General features: G+C 64.4%; 21 protein-coding genes. 2 read left to right on the top strand and 19 right to left on the bottom strand.

Annotation, left to right across the window (positions count from 1 at the left end):
* Positions 1 to 367 precede the first annotated feature (367 nt).
* The 11 genes from ACWCIA_RS12920 to ACWCIA_RS12870 all read right to left on the bottom strand — a co-directional run bounded on the left by ACWCIA_RS12920 (position 368) and on the right by ACWCIA_RS12870 (position 9070).
* Positions 368 to 811, bottom strand: coding sequence for a sigma-E factor negative regulatory protein (locus ACWCIA_RS12920; RefSeq protein ID WP_454163815.1), 444 nt, complete (start codon positions 809 to 811; stop codon positions 368 to 370).
* 85 nt (positions 812 to 896) lie between these two features.
* Complete coding sequence (gene rpoE, locus ACWCIA_RS12915) at positions 897 to 1502, bottom strand: RNA polymerase sigma factor RpoE (RefSeq protein WP_454163813.1); 606 nt, start codon at positions 1500 to 1502, stop codon at positions 897 to 899.
* 194 nt (positions 1503 to 1696) lie between these two features.
* Positions 1697 to 2185, bottom strand: a complete 489-nt coding sequence (locus tag ACWCIA_RS12910; RefSeq protein ID WP_454163811.1) for a protein YgfX — start codon at positions 2183 to 2185, stop codon at positions 1697 to 1699.
* Between the two features lie 259 nt (positions 2186 to 2444).
* Positions 2445 to 3692, bottom strand: a complete 1248-nt coding sequence (fabF, locus tag ACWCIA_RS12905) for a beta-ketoacyl-ACP synthase II (protein ID WP_454163809.1) — start codon at positions 3690 to 3692, stop codon at positions 2445 to 2447.
* A gap of 26 nt (positions 3693 to 3718) precedes the next feature.
* On the bottom strand, positions 3719 to 3958 hold the full coding sequence (gene acpP, locus ACWCIA_RS12900; RefSeq protein ID WP_020653257.1) for an acyl carrier protein: 240 nt from the start codon (positions 3956 to 3958) through the stop codon (positions 3719 to 3721).
* A gap of 191 nt (positions 3959 to 4149) precedes the next feature.
* On the bottom strand, positions 4150 to 4887 hold the full coding sequence (gene fabG, locus ACWCIA_RS12895; protein WP_454163807.1) for a 3-oxoacyl-ACP reductase FabG: 738 nt from the start codon (positions 4885 to 4887) through the stop codon (positions 4150 to 4152).
* A gap of 45 nt (positions 4888 to 4932) precedes the next feature.
* The gene (gene fabD, locus ACWCIA_RS12890; RefSeq protein ID WP_454163805.1) at positions 4933 to 5871 is read right to left on the bottom strand and encodes an ACP S-malonyltransferase; all 939 of its coding nucleotides are present in this window, start codon (positions 5869 to 5871) and stop codon (positions 4933 to 4935) included.
* Positions 5872 to 5957: 86 nt separating this feature from the next.
* Complete coding sequence (locus ACWCIA_RS12885) at positions 5958 to 6941, bottom strand: beta-ketoacyl-ACP synthase III (protein WP_454163803.1); 984 nt, start codon at positions 6939 to 6941, stop codon at positions 5958 to 5960.
* 49 nt (positions 6942 to 6990) lie between these two features.
* Complete coding sequence (gene plsX / locus ACWCIA_RS12880; RefSeq protein ID WP_454163801.1) at positions 6991 to 8013, bottom strand: phosphate acyltransferase PlsX; 1023 nt, start codon at positions 8011 to 8013, stop codon at positions 6991 to 6993.
* A gap of 209 nt (positions 8014 to 8222) precedes the next feature.
* Positions 8223 to 8405 carry a 50S ribosomal protein L32 gene (rpmF, locus tag ACWCIA_RS12875; protein ID WP_028104096.1) on the bottom strand — a complete coding sequence of 61 codons (183 nt, stop codon included), beginning with the start codon at positions 8403 to 8405 and terminating at the stop codon, positions 8223 to 8225.
* Between the two features lie 167 nt (positions 8406 to 8572).
* Positions 8573 to 9070, bottom strand: a complete 498-nt coding sequence (locus tag ACWCIA_RS12870; protein ID WP_454163798.1) for a YceD family protein — start codon at positions 9068 to 9070, stop codon at positions 8573 to 8575.
* Positions 9071 to 9299: 229 nt separating this feature from the next.
* Between ACWCIA_RS12870 and ACWCIA_RS12865 the strand changes: the two genes are divergently transcribed.
* Positions 9300 to 9908 carry a Maf-like protein gene (locus tag ACWCIA_RS12865; protein ID WP_454163796.1) on the top strand — a complete coding sequence of 203 codons (609 nt, stop codon included), beginning with the start codon at positions 9300 to 9302 and terminating at the stop codon, positions 9906 to 9908.
* Positions 9909 to 9918: 10 nt separating this feature from the next.
* The gene (locus tag ACWCIA_RS12860; RefSeq protein WP_454163794.1) at positions 9919 to 10668 is read left to right on the top strand and encodes an SAM-dependent methyltransferase; all 750 of its coding nucleotides are present in this window, start codon (positions 9919 to 9921) and stop codon (positions 10666 to 10668) included.
* 232 nt (positions 10669 to 10900) lie between these two features.
* Here ACWCIA_RS12860 and ACWCIA_RS12855 read toward each other — a convergent pair whose 3' ends face one another.
* The 8 genes from ACWCIA_RS12855 to aceA form a co-directional block, all read right to left on the bottom strand.
* Positions 10901 to 12172 (bottom strand): EAL and HDOD domain-containing protein, encoded by a 1272-nt coding sequence (locus ACWCIA_RS12855; RefSeq protein ID WP_454163793.1) that lies wholly within the window; start codon positions 12170 to 12172, stop codon positions 10901 to 10903.
* A gap of 267 nt (positions 12173 to 12439) precedes the next feature.
* Positions 12440 to 13771, bottom strand: coding sequence for a 23S rRNA (adenine(2030)-N(6))-methyltransferase RlmJ (rlmJ, locus tag ACWCIA_RS12850; protein ID WP_454163791.1), 1332 nt, complete (start codon positions 13769 to 13771; stop codon positions 12440 to 12442).
* Positions 13772 to 13916: 145 nt separating this feature from the next.
* Positions 13917 to 14615, bottom strand: a complete 699-nt coding sequence (locus ACWCIA_RS12845) for a hypothetical protein (RefSeq protein WP_454163789.1) — start codon at positions 14613 to 14615, stop codon at positions 13917 to 13919.
* Positions 14612 to 15058 carry a hypothetical protein gene (locus ACWCIA_RS12840; RefSeq protein ID WP_454163787.1) on the bottom strand — a complete coding sequence of 149 codons (447 nt, stop codon included), beginning with the start codon at positions 15056 to 15058 and terminating at the stop codon, positions 14612 to 14614. The genes ACWCIA_RS12845 and ACWCIA_RS12840 overlap by 4 nt, the downstream gene beginning before the upstream one ends.
* A 1-nt stretch (position 15059) precedes the next feature.
* The gene (locus tag ACWCIA_RS12835; protein WP_454163785.1) at positions 15060 to 16226 is read right to left on the bottom strand and encodes a hypothetical protein; all 1167 of its coding nucleotides are present in this window, start codon (positions 16224 to 16226) and stop codon (positions 15060 to 15062) included.
* A complete protein-coding gene (locus ACWCIA_RS12830) occupies positions 16207 to 16839 on the bottom strand; it encodes a penicillin-binding protein activator LpoB (RefSeq protein WP_454163784.1) in 633 nt (210 codons plus the stop codon). Before ACWCIA_RS12830 ends, ACWCIA_RS12835 begins: the two co-directional genes overlap by 20 nt.
* 15 nt (positions 16840 to 16854) lie before the next feature.
* A complete protein-coding gene (locus tag ACWCIA_RS12825) occupies positions 16855 to 17370 on the bottom strand; it encodes a hypothetical protein (protein WP_454163782.1) in 516 nt (171 codons plus the stop codon).
* Positions 17371 to 17648: 278 nt separating this feature from the next.
* The gene (gene aceA, locus ACWCIA_RS12820; protein ID WP_454163780.1) at positions 17649 to 18947 is read right to left on the bottom strand and encodes an isocitrate lyase; all 1299 of its coding nucleotides are present in this window, start codon (positions 18945 to 18947) and stop codon (positions 17649 to 17651) included.
* Positions 18948 to 18995: the final 48 nt, after the last annotated feature.

Raw genomic sequence — 18995 nt, 5'->3', positions numbered from 1 at the left:
GCCAAAATAGGCCGGTTTGTCGCGTCGTCCTGTTGCGCAGCGAAGGCGATGAAAAAAGACGGAGCTGAAGGGCAGCCGAGGGGTGGCTGCGGGGTGGCTGCGGGGTGGCCGGGAGCTAGCGTTGGGCCAGCCGAGGCAAGGCCTGGGAGACCGCCGGGAGACATCTGTGGTGAGCCAGGGCGGCAGCCGGAAAGCAATTGAAAGGCAGCCTAGGCGCCTACGAGACGCGGCGGGCACGGACCCCAATCAACGCTGTGCCTGCCGGGACAACCGGCAACCTGAGCCGGCGTGCGCAGAAGGCCGGCATCGGCCGACAGCGGGGCCGTGGCCGCGCGGCGCGCGGTCTACGGGTCGGCGCGTGGCCGCGTCAGGAGGATGGAGAGGAGGCGGCGAGCGCGGCCGGCTTGGCGTGCTCGACCTCGATGCCGGCCGGGCGCCGCGGGTGCAGCGGCTCGGCGGCCAGACGGGCCGCCAAGCGGCTGGAGAAGCCCGGCGAGAGATCGGCGGACTCTCCCGTGCGCAGCATGTCGCCAATGAGGTGGTAGACTTCCCACGCTGCCTGGCCCTCGTCCGTGCGGAGCGCGGCGCTGGCCAGTTCATGGTCATCTTTTGGCAGCGCGTCGTCGCACAGGGCGGAAATACGCTCGCGGTTTTTTTTGTTCGTGTCCATCTGTGGTTCCATCACAGTAGCTGCGTGATCCAAATTACCAAAAATACCCAGGTTGCCGAGCACCTCTGAAGAGCGCCTAACAAAACTTCCATGGCTGCGTTGCGGCGTCTTGCCGTACAGGCGTACTGTCTTCGACGCCACGCTTTGCTTCGAGGGCCCCGCCCTCAAAGCTCCTGAAAATTTTGTTAGGCCCTCTAAAGACGAGGCGCCCGCCTTGCGATCATCGCTACTGCCGACGTTTGTCAGCCGGAAAGTCAAGCAAGGGCTTCAACTTCTCGGCTATGACTTCGCGCGCCCGGAAGATCCGGCTGCGCACTGTGCCAATTGGACAAGCCATCACTTCGGAGATTTCCTCGTAGCTCAAACCCTCAATCTCGCGCAGGACGATCGCTGTCCGCAATTCCAGCGGTAGCGCTTCCATTGCTGCATTGACCGTGTACGCGATTTGCTTGCTCGCCAACACCGACTCAGGTGTATTAATGTCGCGCAAGCTGTCCGCATCGTCAAACCCTTCAGCGCGTTCCGTATCTGCCTCGGTCGAGGTCGGTGCGCGCCTACCCTGTGTGACAAGAAAATTCTTTGCTGTGTTAATTCCTATTCGATACAGCCAGGTATAAAACGCAGACTCGCCGCGGAAATGGCGCAGGGCGCGGAAGGCCTTGATAAAGGTTTCCTGCACCACGTCTTCCGCTTCGGCGGGGTCATGCACGAGGCGCGACACCAGCCGCATCAGCCTGCGCTGATACTTTGCCACCAGCAGATCGAACGCCTGCCGGTCACCGGCCTGGACGCGTTCAACCAGCAGTTGATCACCCTCGCGTTCTGTCGTCACTGACGGCGCCCCTTGGGCCTGCTCCTTTCGGGGCACCTCGATCCACCTGCCGGGCGTCGACTGTTCGGCCTGCGATGCTCGCCGTACCTGAGTAAGGCAAGCGGCGCCCCGTCGGGGGCTCGGCCAAATTCACTTCAGCTCGCTGCGGTTTCTCGAGGCCTTCCCATCCTAAGAGTTGGCCTGCTGCAATAAGTTCAAAGTATTTTATTTGTCGTTTCTGCTGGCGCCACCTGCCTGGCGTGGCGGCCCAGCGCGACCCGCAGGGCCCGGTACTCGGTTGGCGCCAGGCTGTCGCGCAGCACCGGCACCACCGTTTTCCTTCCGTGCACATCGGCGAGATGCAGCAACAGGAGGTGCGACCAGACCAGCGTTTCGGGCAACACCGTGACGGCGATCGATTCCGGCGCCACCGCATCGGCTTCCATCTCCTGTTGTACCGTCAGGCGCACGGTGCCGGTTCCAGATACATCAATCCGGTGCGTCTTTGTCGCGCTAACGCATCCATGCAGGGAAAACAGGCCTGCAAGGAGGAAAAACGCGGCACAAAAAGGGGCTGAAATGAAGCGTTCAGGCAACACAAAGGCAATGGTGCCGGCGGCACCAAAAGCGGCGAGCGCGGACAGCGCAAGAATCGCGCGCAGGCTGCGTGACGGCGCGACAAGCGCGGACACGGCGATCGACATAAAAGGAGGAAAAGAGAAGCGGAACGCCTGCCACGCGCGGAATGCGGCAGGGTCAGGCGTCCAGTTCGTTAGACACGACCGGGCGCGACAGGTTCAGCGAGCGTGTGAAAAAGCTCTATAGCTGCGTTGCGTCGTCTCGCCGTACCAACGTACTGTCTTCGACAACGCGCCTTGCTCTAGAGCTTTTTCACAAGCTCGCGGTTGAACGTGAAAAAGCCTCCATGGCGAACCATGGAGGCTTCCTTCCTTAGCCAGCGTCTCAGACCTTGGCGAAGACCAGCGTACCGTTGGTACCGCCGAAGCCGAACGAGTTTTTCACGGCGTAGTCGATCTGCATGTCGCGGGCGGTGTTCGCCACAAAATCCAGATCGCAGGCCGGATCCTGGTTGAACAGGTTGATCGTCGGCGGCGAGACCTGGTTGTGGATCGCCAGCACCGTGAACACCGACTCGAGGCCGCCGGCGCCGCCCAGCAGGTGGCCGGTCATCGACTTGGTCGAGTTGACCACCAGCTTGTGCGCATGGTCACCGAAGGTGCGCTTGATGCCCTGCACTTCCGCGAGGTCGCCCAGCGGGGTCGAGGTACCGTGCGCATTGACGTAATGCACCTGGTCGGCATTGATGCCGGCATTCGCCATCGCCGAGACCATGCAGCGGCTCGCGCCACTGCCGTCTTCCATCGGCGCGGTGATGTGGTTCGCATCCGCGCTCATGCCGAAGCCCAGCAGCTCGGCGTAGATCTTCGCGCCGCGCGCCTTGGCGTGCTCGTACTCCTCGAGCACCATGACACCGGCGCCCTCGCCCAGCACGAAGCCGTCGCGGTCGCGGTCCCAGGGACGCGAAGCCGTAGCCGGATCTTCGTTGCGCGACGACAGCGCACGTGCCGAGGCGAAACCGCCCAGGCCCAGCGGCGAGATGGTCGACTCGGCGCCGCCGGCGATCATCACGTCGGCATCGCCGTACTCGATCAGGCGGCCGGCCGCGCCGATGCAGTGCAGGCCGGTGGTGCAGGCCGTCACGATGGCGAGGTTGGGGCCGCGCAGGCCGTATTTGATCGAAAGATCGCCGGAGATCATGTTGATGATCGAAGCCGGCACGAAGAACGGCGAAATGCGGCGCGGGCCGCGCTTGTCGTACTCGTCCTTCTGCTCTTCGATCCGCGGCAGGCCGCCGATGCCCGAACCGACGATCACGCCGATGCGGTCGGCGTTTTCTTCAGTAACTTCGAGGCCCGAATCCTGCAGCGCCTCAATGCCCGCTGCCATGCCGTAATGGATGAAGGTATCCATGTTGCGGGCTTCTTTGGCGGGGAGGTAATCCTCGATATTGAAGCCTTTGACTTCGCCCGCAAAACGGGTCGAAAACGGCGATGCATCGAACTTCGTGATATTGGCAATGCCTGACTTGCCGGCCAGTGCCGCGCTCCACGCGTCGGCAATCGTGTTGCCGATTGGTGAAATGCAGCCCAGGCCGGTAATGACAACGCGGCGGTTGCGTGAACGGCTCAAGCGAATCTCCCGAAAACTAAAACTGCTTAGGCCTTGACGTGCGCGGTCGCGTAGTCGATGGCTTGCTTGACGGTGGTGATCTTTTCAGCCTGCTCGTCAGGGATTTCCATTTCGAACTCGTCTTCCAGGGCCATCACCAGTTCAACGGTGTCCAGGGAATCTGCGCCGAGGTCGTCAACGAACGAGGACTCGATTTTGATGTCGGCTTCTGCAACACCCAGTTGCTCAGCGACGATTTTTTTAACGCGTTGTTCGATATCCGACATGTTATGGCTCCATTAGGTATGTGTTGCGGAAAGTGCGCGCATTTTATCAGGTTTGCGCGCTGAAAAACTATTTTCGGCGTCTGACGCTAATTCGGCCGAAACTCCTGCTAAAAGATGAGATTCTGCCGCCATTCAAAACAGGACATAAGCAATCGTACGCCCATTCCAGCTCGACCGGCGCCAGCTCGGCATTAATTCATGTACATGCCGCCGTTCACGTGCAGCGTCGTGCCCGTGACATAGGCGGCCGTCGGACCGGCCAGGAAGGCCACCGCATGGGCGATGTCTTCCGGCTGGCCGAGGCGGCCCAGCGGAATCTGCGTGAGCAGCGCTTCGTGCTGGCCTTCGCCAAGCCCTTTGGTCATGTCGGTGTCGATGAAGCCCGGCGCCACGCAGTTGACGGTGATGTTGCGGCTGCCGATTTCGCGAGCCAGGGCGCGCGTCATGCCGGCCACGCCGGCCTTGGCGGCGGCGTAGTTCATCTGGCCCGGGTTGCCCGAGGAGCCCACCACCGAGGTGATGTTGATGATGCGGCCGTGCTTGGCCTTCATCATCCCGCGCAGGACCAGGCGCGACAGGCGGCCGACGGCCGTCAGGTTGGTCGCGATCACGCTGTCCCACTCCTCGTCCTTCATGCGCATGGCCAGGTTGTCCTGGGTGATGCCGGCATTGTTGACCAGGATGGAGAGGTTGCCGACAGTCTTTTGCACGTCGTCGATGACGGCCGCGCAGCCTGCCGCGTCGGTGACGTTCAGCACGATGCCCTTGCCGCCGAATTCGGCCAGGTAGGCGCCAATCGCCTCGGCGCCGGCTTCGCTGGTGGCGGTGCCGACGACCTTGGCGCCCTGGCGGGCCAGTTCGAGTGCGATGGCCTTGCCGATGCCGCGCGAGGCGCCGGTGACGAGGGCGACTTGGTTTTGCAGATTCATGTGATTCCTGTTCCTCTTAAAACAAATGGGTCGTGCGTCCGGCGCTCAGGCGCCTTTGACGCTGGCCAGCACGCGCTCGAGCGAGGCCTGGTCGACCAGTGCCTCGCCGACGAGCACCGGATCGATGCGCTTGGCCATGCCGATCAGGGTCTTGCTCGGGGCGCATTCGATGACTTGCGTGACGCCGCTGGCGGCCATCTTCTGCATCGTCTCGACCCAGCGCACGGCGCCGGCGGCCTGGCGCACCAGGGCGTCCTTGATCGCTTCCGGATCGTTCACGATGGCGACGTCGACATTGTTGATCAACTCGATCTGCGGCGCATGGAAGGTGAGCTTGGCCATGTAGTCGCGCAGGCGGTCCGAAGCAGGCTTCAACAGCGACGAGTGGAATGGCGCGGAGACGGCCAGCTTCATGGCGCGCTTGGCGCCTTTCGCCTTGGCGATCTCGCAGGCGCGGTCGATCGCGGCGGCATGGCCGGCGATCACGATCTGGGTCGGCTCGTTGAAGTTCACGGCCTCGACCACTTCACCTTGGGCCGCCTCGGCGCAGACGGCGCGCACGTCGTCGGCCTGCAAGCCCAGCACGACGGCCATGCCGCCCTGCCCGACCGGCACCGCTTCCTGCATCGATTGGGCGCGAAAGCGCACCAGCGGCACGGCGTCCTTGAAATCGATGACGCCGGCGGCGACCAGGGCCGAATATTCTCCCAGGCTGTGGCCTGCGACCAGGCTCGGCGCCGGGCCGCCCGCGGCGATCCAGGCGCGGTACACGGCCACCGCCGCGGTCAGCATGACCGGCTGGGTGTTGGTGGTGAGGTCGAGTTCTTCCTTCGGGCCTTCGGCGATCAGCTTGCCGATGTCCATGCCCAGCGCTTCCGACGCTTCGGCAACGGTCTGGTCGACGACCGGGTTGCCGGCGAAGCCGTTCAGCATGCCGACCGCCTGGGCGCCCTGGCCGGTGAACACGAATGCGAATTTGCTCATCTTGTTGTTGTCCTTCTCTGGTGATTGCCGGCCCTGCGCGGGCCTGGTTCGTATCGACGCCGGGTTCGGCTCCTGGTACGCAGCGCTTACATGCGCGCGAGCACTGCGCCCCAGGTAAAGCCGCCGCCCACGCCTTCCATCAGCACATTGTCGCCCGGCTTGACGCGGCCGTCGCGCACGGCAAGGTCGAGCGCCAGCGGGATCGAGGCCGCCGACGTGTTGCCGTGCTCGTCCACCGTCACGACCATGCGCTCGATCGGCAGGCCGAGTTTCTTGGCGGTGCTCTTCATGATGCGGATGTTGGCCTGGTGCGGGATCAGCCAGTCGACCTCGGAGGCCTGCACCTGCGCCGCATCCAGCACCTCGCTTGCCACTTCCTCGAGCACGGTGACGGCCAGCTTGAAGACGGCCTGGCCATCCATGTGCAGGAAGCCGCCGCTGGCCGCGCTGCCGGCCGGATTCGCCGGGATCGACAGGATGTCGGCATGGGTGCCGTCCGCATGCAGCTTGGTGGCGAGGATGCCCGGCTCGCTCGATGCGCTCATGACGACGGCGCCGGCGCCGTCGCCGAACAGCACGCAGGTGGTGCGGTCCTCGAAATTCAGGATACGCGAGAACACTTCGGCGCCGATCACCAGCACGGTCTTGTGCATGCCCGACTTGATGAAGGCGTCGGCGGTGGCGACCGCGTACACGAAGCCGCTGCAGACGGCCTGCACGTCGAAGGCCGCGCTGTGGTTGAGCATGCCCAGCTTTTGCTGGACGATGCAGGCGGTGCTGGGGAAGCTGCCCTGGAAATCGGGGGTGGAGCTGGCCACGATCACCATGTCGATGTCGGCCGCCGTCTTGCCGGCCATCTCGAGCGCCTGGCGCGCCGCATGCACCGCCAGGTCCGAGGACTTCTCGTCGGCCGCGGCGTAGTGGCGCGCGGAGATGCCGCTGCGCGAAACGATCCACTCGTCCGAAGTCTCGATGCCCTTGGCGGCCAGTTCGGCCGCCAGCTCGTCGTTGGTGACCCTGCGTGCCGGCAGGTAGCTGCCGGTGCCGATGATTTTGCTGTAGACAGTCATTGCATCTCCACCCATCTTGCGTCGTATTTCAGCCGCGTTCCGTGATCTATCAACCCTGGCGCTCGGCGCCGGGCGTGTCTGGCATCAAATCGGCGATCATCGTCGACAGTTGCTCTTGTACATTATATTTCGCCGCGTCGAAAGCGCGCCGGATTGCCCATTCGAAGGCATAGGCATTCGCGCCGCCGTGGCTCTTGAATACCAGGCCCTTCAGGCCCAGCAGGCTGGCGCCGTTGTAGCGTTCCGGGTTCAGCTTTTTCAGGGCGCCGCGCGCCAGCAGCGCGCCCATCATCGACAGCGCGTTCTGCTTGAACACCGACTTGAACAGGCGCGACAGCCCTTCGATGGCCTTCAGGGTGACGTTGCCGACAAAACCGTCGCAGACGACGACGTCGGTGGTGCCCTTGAAGATATCGTTGCCTTCGACGTTGCCGTAGAAATTCAGGGCGCCGCGTTCGTGGTCGGCACGCAGCAGGACTGCGGTTTCCTTCACGACTTCGTTGCCCTTGATCTCTTCGGTGCCGACGTTGAGCAGGCCGATGGAGGGCTTCCTGCCTTCCATGGCCGAGAACAGGACCGCGCCCATGATCGCGAACTGGTGCAGGTGATGCGGGGTGCAATCGACGTTGGCGCCGAGGTCGAGCATGTAGGTCGGGCCGTTCTTCTGGTTCGGCAGGATCGAGCAGATCGCCGGGCGGTCGACGCCGGCCATCGTTTTCAGGATATAACGCGAGACAGCCATCAGGGCGCCGGTATTGCCGGCCGAGACGCACACATGGGCGTCGCCCTCCTTGACCAGCTCGACCGCGACCCGCATCGAGGAATCCTTCTTGCGGCGCAGGGCGACCTCGATCGGATCGTCCATCGCCACCACTTCGGAGGCGTGGCGGATCGACAGGCGTGGGGTGGCCTCGGCGTGGTGTTTTTTCAGTTCGGCACGCAGCACGTCTTCGAGGCCGACCAGGATCAGTTCGGCTTCGGGCTGCTGTTTCAGGAACGATAACGCTGCAGGGATCGTAACGGAAGGACCGTGGTCTCCGCCCATGCAGTCGATGGATATTTTAATTGTCATCTGTGGGGTATTGCCGCGGCGCGCACAACCTGTACGAGGTGGGCGACTGGATGCGTGCGTCCCGGGACGCGATGCCGGTGTCAGCGAAGATCCACCGGGACGGCGCACGCAAGGTGCTGCCAATTACAAAGGGACTGCGAAAGAAAAAGCGGCGCCACGCACTCAACATACGTTGCACCGCTTTCATGGTACGAAAAACAAGACGGCGATTACTCGTCGTTCTTGGTCTTCAGGACTTTGCGACCACGGTAGAAGCCGTTCGGGCTGATGTGGTGACGCAGGTGGGTTTCACCGGTGGTTGGCTCGACTGCCAGGTTTGGGGCAACCAGGAAATCGTGCGAACGGTGCATACCGCGCTTCGATGGGGACTTCTTATTCTGCTGAACTGCCATGATGACTCCTAATACTAAAGTTCTAAAATTCTAACACAATCGATTTGCAAAAACATGCACATCGAGTATCCCACCGGCAATCTTCCGATTGCCGGCATGTTTTAAAACGCTGCCCTGACATACTCGACTGTGCACGCGTTTGACTACAACTGCTCAACTACAATTGCTTATTCGGATTTCAGGTTCTTCAAGCCGGCGAAGGGCGAGACCTTTTCAGACTTCAGGCTGTCCAGCAGCTCGGTGCTCGGGCAAACCTCGTGTTTCGGCGCCTGCGGCAGGGCCAGCAGGGCTTCGTCCTCGAGCAGCTCGCGGATATCGGCAGTGTGGCTGCCGACGATCACGTCGATGCTGTCGTCGTCGAGGACTTCCTCGAACTGATCGGCTTCCTCGTCGTCGCGTCCCAGCACCAGCTGGGTCGACGAATCGATATGGTAGTCGAACGGGGCCAGGCAACGCTGGCATACCAGCTGGACCGGGCCGGCCACCGACAGGGTCATGGTCGGATAACCTTGCGGGGTGCTGCCGCCCTGGATGGACCAGGAAATCTCGCCACTATTGTTGGCGCAATCGGCTGCCAGGCGGGTCATTTCCGTGACCGGGGTCACCCCTTCGCGATAGCCACCCGTGCGGCAGAATTCAAAGGCGTCGATGACAAAAGCGCTCATTGCAGAAAACGTCCCCGGAAAACCTGCGATAATAACAGGCTTATCCCCGCGTAGTCAAAGACTTGGCGCGTTTTTTTGCCCCGCGGCGGCCCAGCCGTTGCAGGAGCACGAAACCTGGCCCGACCTATCGGCTTTGCTTGCCGGGATGCCATATCTATCTGTTTTACTTATACTTTATCGACGACGGCCCGACATGATACCAAGTTCTGCCCCGCCGCGCCCGCCTTCCATGCATTCGACTTCGCGCTTGATCCTGGCCTCGAGCTCCGCCTACCGCCGCGAATTGCTGGGCCGCCTGCAACTGCCCTTCGAAGCCATCGCCCCGCACATCGACGAAACCCCGCTGCCCGGCGAGGCGCCCGAAGCGACGGCGCTGCGCCTGGCGCGCGCCAAGGCCGGGGCGATCGCCGCCCTGCATCCGGGTGCGCTCGTGATCGGCTCGGACCAGGTCGCCACGCTCGACGGCGCCCAGATCGGCAAGCCCGGCGACCACGCACGCGCGCTGGCGCAATTGCAAACGATGCGCGGGCGCGAAGTCGTGTTCCATACGGCGCTCTGCCTGTGGGACGGCCGCGGCGCCGAGCCACAGGTACAAGTGGAAAACGTGCAGGTCTTCGTGTGTTTCCGCGACTTGCCCGATGCCGAACTCGACGCCTACCTGCGCATCGAGCAACCCTACGACTGCGCCGGCAGCGCCAAGAACGAAGGCCTCGGCATCGCCCTGCTCGAACGCATCGAGTCGAGCGACCCGACCGCCCTCACCGGCCTGCCCCTGATCGCCCTGACCGGCATGCTGCGCCGCGCCGGCGTGGCCTTCTTCGGCACCCAGAACAATTAACCAGAATCCTATGCCCGGCACCCTCTACCTGATCCCGAATACCCTCGGCCCCACCGAAGCCGTCCCGAACGCCCTGTCCCACGTCCTGCCCGGCCAGGTGCAGGCGATTACCTCGCAGCTTGGCTATTTCGTCGCCGAAAACGCGAAGACCGCGCGTGCCTTCCTGAAGCTGGTCGCGATCGACCATCCGCTCGCCAGGCCGCTGCAGGAAATCCGCATCGCGGAACTGAACGTGAACACGCCCGCCTCGGCCCTGGCGCAATTGCTCGAACCGCTGCTGAACGGCGAAGACGCCGGGCTGGTCTCGGAAGCGGGCGTGCCCGCGGTGGCCGATCCCGGCGCCGACCTGGTGCGCCTGGCGCACACGCACGGCATCACGGTCCGCCCGCTGGTCGGCCCCTCCTCGCTGCTGCTGGCCGTCATGGCGAGCGGCCTGAACGGCCAGAGCTTCGCCTTCAACGGCTACCTGCCCACCGACGCGGCGGCCCGCACCAAGCGCATCCGCGACCTGGAGGCGCGTTCGCGCAGCGAGAAGCAGACGCAGTTGCTGATCGAGACGCCTTACCGCAACGGGCAGATGCTGGAAGCCCTGGTGGCAAGTTGCCAGCCGGGCACGCTGGTGTGCGTGGCGACGGATTTGTCGCTGACCAGCGAATCGGTGCGCACCTTGACGGCGGCGAAGTGGAAGGCGCAGCTGGCGGCCGGGAAGGTGCCGGATTTTCACAAGAAGCCGACGGTGTTTTTGTTTTTGGGACAGTAGCAACGCTCTAAGCCGGCCTGTGCGCTAGTAGGGTGGACGGCTCCGCCGTCCACGCGTCGATCGTTAGCGGCAAGATCATCCGGATCGAAAACGGAGCCGCCAACGATCGACGCGTGGGCAGCGCATGCCGCACGACGGCTCGCCGGCTCGCCGGCCTCGGGTGGAGCTGACCACCCTACCGATTGCCTCCGCAGCAGCGGACCCTTCCGAACAGGTTGCGGGCGACCGCGTCTTACCCTTCGCTCACCAGCTCCCTCACCCAATCGAACGCCGCCAGCTCGATCTCGCGCACCTGCTTCGAGGTCAGCTTGAGCTTGCGCAGCGCGCCCGTGAACTGGCGGCCGGTGTCGGCTTTTTCCAGGCGCTCGACGACCTCAAGCATGGTACCGAGGTCGCCCGTGCGGCCCAGCAGGGCGGCGCGCACGTCGTCGGCGAGCTCGACGTTGTCGAGGATGTCGGCCATCGGCATCGAGAACAGCGCGTCGGCCAGCGACATGATCCCCACCGTAAAGGCGCGCTCGGCGCCGACCACGTCGCCCGGGCGTACCTGCAGCGACATCAGTTCCAAAAGCTTGCCACGGGTCGTGGCAAGCTGTAACAACGGCGAGGCCAGTTCGACCGGGTTGCCGGCCGTCGTGTAGAGCAGGATCTGCAGCCAGCGCCGCAACTGCTTGCGGCCGAGCTTGTTCAGCGCCTCGGCGACCGATTCGATCCGCTCGCCCGGCCCCGCCGCGCGGCTGTTCACGAGGCGCAGCAGGTTCAGGCTGATCAGCGCGTCGCGCTTGACCGCCGTCTCGATGGCGGTATTGTCGGCCTCGCTGTTGATCAGTTCGAGCAGGCGCAGGGTCACCTGTTCCGAAGGCGTGATCTTGCGCCCACTGAGGATCACGGGCCGCGCAAAGTAATAGCCCTGGAAATAATCGAAGCCCAGCTCCATGCAGAGCCGGCATTCGCTCTGGGTTTCGACCTTTTCGGCGAGCAGCTTCTTGCCGGCCGCATGCATGGACGCGACCAGGGGGCCGAGGGCCGCCTTCTCCACGCCTTGCAGGTCGATCTTGACCACGTCTACCAGGTCGAGCAACTGGCGCACCTCGTCGGTGTGGTCGACGACATCGTCGAGCGCGAATTTGAAGCCGAGTTTCTTCAGCTCGGCCACGCGGGCCAGCAAGGGCTGTGTCGGCTTGACGGTTTCGAGAATTTCGAGGATAACCTTATTTGGAGGCAGGAAACGGACAAAATCGCTCATCAGGACGACTTCATCCACGTTGACGAATGCCAGTTTTTCCCCCACCACTTGCGCCAGCCCGAGTTGCGACGCATGTGAAATGACGGCCGCGGTCGCGGCGGCGCCATCGGTGAGGCGGGCGTCCTCGTGCTCGCCCGCAGCGCGGAACAGCAGCTCGAAGGCAACCAGGTGCTGGTCGCGTCCGAGGATGGGCTGGCGCGCCAGGAAAAATTCGTCGGACGGTATCGTGGCCGATACTGCCCTTACTTCGGCATGCATGTAAGCTCCTGAAAACAATTGCTGCGCAGCAGGCGCGGCAACAGGCGCGCGCATTCGCGCACCTTCTCCGACTATACACCAACTGCTCAATCTTTACATTTTTACATCGAAACGAACGTGGGATGCGTGCGCGGTGTTGCGCGCACGCGCCGCATTTCATGCAGTGTGTTTAGCCGCGGCAAAAACATTCGCCGGCCGTTTTACCTGGGGTCAAGTTTGATGGGGACGCGGCCACCGGGCAGGCCGGCGGCGCGCGTCCGAAGCGCCTCAGCGCGGTTTGCGCGAGCGCGCCGGACCGTTGCCGGTGCGGGCGGTGCCGGCGCCATCCGGCCGGGTCGCCGATGGGCGGCCGCTGGCGGCCTGAGGACGGCTGCCGGCGCCGCGCGGACGCTCGTCGGCATAACGCGCACGCGGCGCTGCCGGGCTGCGGTTCGGATCGAAGCGCTCGTCCGGACGGTTGCTGCTGCCCTCGCCCGCGGGACGCGAAAAGCGCTTGGCGCGCGCCGCGGCGCCGACCTTGGCGGCCACCTTGCCATCCGACGCAGCCTCGCCAGGACGGCGTGCGGCGCCCTCCCCGCCTTCGGCAGTACGCGGAACCGCGGCCTGGCCCGGCAGGCGCAGGCTGCCCGCGCCCGACAGCGGGCTGGCGCGGCGCGCATTGCCGACCGGCTGGCGCGCGCTGCCGCCGGCGCCCACGCGACCCGCGGCCGCGCCGGTCACCTGGGTGCCGCGCTCGATCACGAAGGTCGCGCCCGCATCCTTGCCCAGCACCTTGACCAGGTAAGGCAGGGTTTCGCGCAGCAGCGGCTCGAGCGTGTACGGCGGGTTGAAGATGAACATGCCGCTGCTGTGCAGGCCGAAGCCGTCCGGGCCCGGGGTCGACACCGTCAGCGTCACGTTCAGCCATTCCTTGGCCGGCAGGCGCTTGAGGCGGTCGGCGAACTGGCGCGACTCCATGCGCTGCAGCAGCGGATACCAGACCGCGTAGATGCCTGCCGGGAAGCGCCCGAGCGCCTCCTCCAGTGCATCCTTCACCTTGCGGTAGTCGTCCTTCATCTCGTAGGGTGGATCGACCAGCACCAGCGCGCGGCGCGAGGGCGGGGGCAGCAAGGCCTTCAGGCTGAGGAAGCCGTCGCCGCGCTCGATCATCACGCGGCGTCCGCGCGCGCGTTCGCCCTGCTCGGCCTTGTGCGCCTCGGCCTTGCGGAAGTTTTCCGCCAAAATCTTGCTGTCGGCCGGGTGCAGTTCGAACAGGCGCAGGCGGTCTTCCATGCGCGTCATCTGGTCGGCGACGTAGGGCGAGCCCGGGTAGTAGCGCATCTTGCCGCTCGGGTTCATGGCTTTCACCAGGTTCACGTACTCGGCCAGGGCCGGTGGCAGGTCGGTGCGGGTCCACAGCGGGCCGATGCCGGTATCGAACTCGGCATTCTTGGAAGCGAACGAACTGTCGAGCGCATACACGCCGGCGCCCGAGTGGGTGTCGATGTAGGTGTAGGCGGTGTCCTTCTGGTTCATGTACAGGTGCAGTTGCACCTGGACGAAATGCTTGAGGACGTCGGCATGATTACCCGCGTGAAAGGCGTGGCGGTAGCTCAACATAATTGGGGAATCCTAAAATAAAAAGCGCCGGCACGGAGCCGGCGCAGGGGCGCGGTTCCGGGAAACGGCTTTGACAGCCGCCATTATCTCCCAGAACCGCCGGGCCGCCCAAATCGGCGGCCGCGTAGCGGGTTTCACCCGGTCTTCAGGCCACGTTCGAGGCCAGCAGGCGCGCCACCAGCATACGGCTGAGGCGGTCCATCGTGGTGCGCGAGTCGATGCCGTCGACCGGCAGCGTGACGGTGGCGACCAGGGCGCCGCTATGGATGTCCTTCAGCGCGCCGACCAGCTCGACCTTGCCGTTCAGGCTCAGCAGCTCGACTTCGAAGACCAGGCGTGCCGCGCCCTTGAGCGACTTGTACTCGACGTCGCCGCCGGCGCCGCCGCTCGAGAGCTTGCGCTGCAGTACCGAGCCGTCGAGCACCGTGAATTGCTGGCGCTTCATCTCCTGCTGCAGCGACTGCTGCAACAGGGCGACGAATTGCGGCACCGGGCCGGCCGTTTCGGCATTGCGCTCGACGCCGACGGTGACGCTGCGGCTCGATTCCTTGCCGTCCACCAGGCGCTTGTCCTCGATGTGCAGGCGGCTGGAACCGCGCCAGCCCGGCGGCAGCGCTTCGAGCTTGCGCTCGACATACAGCACCACGCCCGGACGGCGCTGGGCGGCATACCACTTGCGCAGGCTGCCCGCATCGCTTGGTGCAGCCATGACGCCGGTGTCGGCCGGATCCGAGACGCTCACCGGCGCCTGCACGGCGCCGATGGCGCGCGGGGCTTCCAGGTGCTGCGCCGAAGCGATCGCGGATGCCGCCATCCATGCGGCGAACAGGCAAGGCTTGATCACCGCGCCTCCCGCACTTCGACGTAGTAATGGGCGACGTTGGCGGCGCCCATCGAGCTTTCCTGGTAGTGGCCGACGCCGTTGCCGTCCAGGTGCAGGCGGCTCCAGGCCGACGGCTTCTCGGTCGGCCCGAAGCCGCTGTCGAAGTAGCTGGTGCGCAATTCCAGCACCTGCGGGAAGTCGGTGCGGTTGCGCACGGCGACGGTCACCTTCAGGGTGCCGGTCGGAGTGCGCGAAGCGCCCTGGCCTTCGATGGCGATCTTGCCGGTCTTGCTGTTCTGCAGAACCTTGTCGATGATGACGACCTGGTCGTACATGATGCGGGCGGTCGGCGCATTCGCGTCTTCCACGCGCACGCCCATCTGGGCGCCTTCCTGCGACACGGTCTGGCAGCCTGCCAGCAGCACGAGGCAGCCAGCGGCGATGACGGTTTTAAAGTGGTTCATTTCAATTCCTCGTTTTGATCCAGACGAGCACGTTGCCGCGCTTGTCGATCCATTTGTGTACTTGCACCGCGTTCGAGTCGACCGGCTGGCCGGCTTCGTCGAACAGCGCGACCTTGACCTGTTGCGGCAGGCCGTTGTGGCGCAGCGTCGCCATGTGCATGGTTTCCGGCAGGTTGTTCCAGTAGCGCACGTCCGCGCGCGGCTTGACGTTGGCCGAGAAGATCCCGGCGATGGCGCCCACGGCCGCCACGGCGCCCAGCGCATTGCCGCTGCCGCCACCCGCCGCCGCATTCCACACGCTCAGGTCCGACGCGAGCGTGCCGGCCACGTCGGCGATGCCGCCGGTGACGTTCTGGAACTGGACCTTGCCTGCGATCAGGCGGTCGACCGGGCGTCCGCCGCGGGTCGCGGCCTGGTAGAACAGGTCCTCGGCCAGCACCGGGGTCACCGGCTTGCCGTCGAGCTCGATGCGGATGCTGCGCTCGGGCATGCGCTTGGCCTTGCGGTAGACGATCTCGTGGTTGCCGATGCCGTCGCCGACCTTGCGCGGGCTGCCGCCCAGCTCGGCGATGACGAGCAGGTTGGCATCCTTCTGCGGCGCCTTCCAGTTCGGGCGCAGGCGCGCCACGTCCTTGTACGCGTCCTCGGCCAGGCCCTTGTCGCCGTTGAGCTGGCTGGCCCAGCCGTCGAGCATCATGAGCGAGGCGAAATCGCTGCGGTGCTGGTCTTCCTCGACGAAGGCGTCCTGCAGGATGCCGCCGCGGAAGGAGGCACGCGCGTTCTCGTAGTCGCCGCCGGCCAGGTACAGCAGGCCGCGGTACCAGAAGGCCATCGCGCGCTCGTAGGGTTCGCCCTTGTAATCCTTGGCGCCCTCCTCGTACCACAGCGAGCGCGCCTTGGCGGCGTTCTCGGTGTTGGCGTACAGGTCTTCGATGCTGTCGAGCGCTCCGTCGAACAGCTCGCCCGATTCGGCCTGGCGGTTCTCGGCCAGCGCCGCGACGCCGGCCTGCAGCTTGTGCAGGGTCGCGTCCTTGGCCGGCGCGGAACGCAGCTTCGCGGCTTCCGCCGCGAAGTCCGCATGCGCGGGCGCGGCGCCGGCGCATGCCAGCGCCAGCAGCAGCGCTTTCAGACGGGGCGTCGGCTTCCGCTTAGCGGTAGAGGACGTCATCCTGTCCTTCTTTCTTGAATTCGAACAGGCCGCCCCAGGCGATCGTTTCGTATTCGAGGTCGATCAGCTCGAAGTTGATCTGGTGATGGCGCGACACGGTGCCGTTCGAACGCGAGCTCGCATCCGCCGAGGTGATGCGTCCACCCAGGCGGAAGTCGGCGCCGGCCTTGGCCTTCGTGCTGCGGATAGTGCCGCGGTCGGTCTCGCCGCTGCGCTTGGCGTCGCGCTCCTTCGAGACCATGTCGCCGTAGTGGCGGGCGACGAACACGAGACGGCCCTGGGCTGCGCGGGTCAGTTCGGCGCGCAGGCGGTCGGTGATCATGTTCTTGTTGATGCGCGACGAGCTTTCGTTCTGGAAGTAGTCGGAATCGATGATGATGCGCGGCGGCGTGGCGCGGCCCGCGATCTGCGGCGTGGCCAGGATCTCGCGCACCATGCGGTCGGTCATCGACACGATGTCCTGCGACTCGACGCCGACGCCGGCGACGCGCTGCGAGGTGGTCGACACGTCCTGGTAGACGACGCGGCGGCCGGCCGAGTTATCCAGGTTCGGCGTGGCGCAACCGGCCAGCGCCAGCGCGGCGAAGGCCGCGGCAAACAGTTTGATGGTCATGAACGGCCCCTCTTCTTACTTGCCGGCCGAGGCGTTGATGATCGCCGGGTAGTAGGCGGTCTTCAGTTCCGGGTAAATGTCCTGGGCCAGCTTCAGGGCCTGGGCGAAATCCTTGTGGGTCGAGTTCTTGGCGTACATGTAGACGGCCATGTCGTTGATGTTGTTGAACGACAGGTCCGAATTGGCGCGGATGAATTCTTCGCCGCCAGCCATCTTGATGGCGAGCGCGCGGCCGGCGGTTTCGCCGATCTTCTGGCCGAGGAAGCCGCCGACGAACGGGATGTTCTCCGCCACTTTCTGGCCGGCCTGGGCGCCCACGAAGCCGCCGATGTTGGCGCCGATGCCGGCGTTGCGGCCCTTCTCGACCCAGGCGGCGACGGTGCCGTCTTCGGTGTACGGCGACATGTACTTGCCGGTGTTGCCGACGATCGGCTGCGGGGCCTTGATCAGGTTCGGGGCGGCGATGCGCGGGCCGCTGGTGGCGCAGGCGGTCAGCATCAGGGCGAAGAGGATGGCGGAGATTTTTTTCATGGGAAATCCAAAGTTTGGGAAAGGCGTGCCCGTCGATTGCGGGCCGCTCATTTATGCCAGGAGGCGGAGCGCCTCCATCTGTATGCAAACAAAATATTTTGTTTGCGAAGCGGCAATTTACATAAAGAAACTTTGGAAAGCAAATTGATATTTTTACGATGTTGTAATGGAACAACCGACAACTTCTGATGCCTTAGGGATATGTTTAGCGCAAAAAAAAGCACCCGCGAACGGGTGCTAGGATGGGCATTTCGTTCCCGCTGCTGCAGGAGCTTGTTTTAGGCCACTTTCTTCTCGTCGAAGAACTGTTCATCCTCGGTCGAGCCGTGCAGCGCGGTGGTCGAGCTCTGGTTTTGCTGGATGGTCTGGGTCACCGCATCGAAATAGCCGGTGCCGACTTCGCGCTGGTGCTTGACAGCCGTGAAACCCTTCTCGGCGGCGGCGAATTCCGCTTCCTGCAGCTCGACGAAGGCCGACATCTGGCGGCGCGCATAGCCGTGGGCCAGGTTGAACATGCCGTAGTTCAGCGCGTGGAAGCCGGCCAGCGTGATGAACTGGAACTTGTAGCCCATCGCGCCCAGCTCCTTCTGGAACTTGGCGATCGTCGCATCGTCCAGGTTCTTCTTCCAGTTGAAGGATGGCGAGCAGTTATAGGCCAGCATCTTGCCCGGGAACTTGGCATGCACCGCGTCGGCGAACTGCTTGGCGAAGTTCAGGTCCGGCTTGCCGGTCTCGCACCAGACCAGGTCGGCATACGGTGCATAGGCCAGCGCGCGCGAAATCGCCTGCTCCAGGCCCGGACGCACTTTATAGAAACCTTCGACCGTGCGCTCGCCGGTGCAGAACGGCTGGTCGATCGGGTCGACGTCCGAGGTCAGCAGGTCGGCCGCTTCGGCGTCGGTGCGGGCGATGACCAGGGTCGGGGTGCCCATCACGTCGGCCGCCAGGCGCGCCGCGGTGAGTTTCTCGACGGCTTCGCGCGAAGGCACCAGCACCTTGCCGCCCATGTGGCCGCATTTCTTCACGGATGCCAGCTGGTCCTCGAAGTGCACGCCGGCGGCGCCCGCCTCGATCATCGACTTCATCAGCTCGAAGGCATTGAGCACGCCGCCGAAACCGGCTTCTGCATCGGCCACGATGGGCGCGAAGTAATCGATGTCGTCCTTGCCCTCGGACCACTGGATCTGGTCGGCACGCTGGAAGGTGTTGTTAATGCGGCGCACCACCATCGGCACCGAATTGGCCGGGTACAGCGACTGGTCCGGATACATTTCGCCGGCCACGTTGGCGTCGCCGGCGACCTGCCAGCCCGACAGGTAGATCGCCTTCAGGCCGGCTTTGACCTGCTGCATGGCCTGGTTGCCGGTCAGGGCGCCGAGGGCGTTGACGAAGGGTTCGTTGTTGACGAGGCCCCACAGCTTTTCGGCGCCGCGCTTGGCCAGCGTGTGCTCGATCTGGAGGGAACCGCGCAAGCGCACCACGTCTTCGGCGGTGTAATTGCGCACGACACCTTTCCAGCGTGGATTGGTGTCCCAGTCGGTTTGCAGGGCTGCGATCTGCTGTTCACGAGTTGCCATTTGATTCTCCTGATTGGATAAGAAAACTGGTTTAAAGCTGAGCTGCGA

The organism is Massilia sp. SYSU DXS3249, assembly GCF_053668055.1.
The sequence above is the reverse complement of the archived record's forward strand: the minus strand, read 5'-3'. Positions and strand labels throughout refer to the sequence as shown.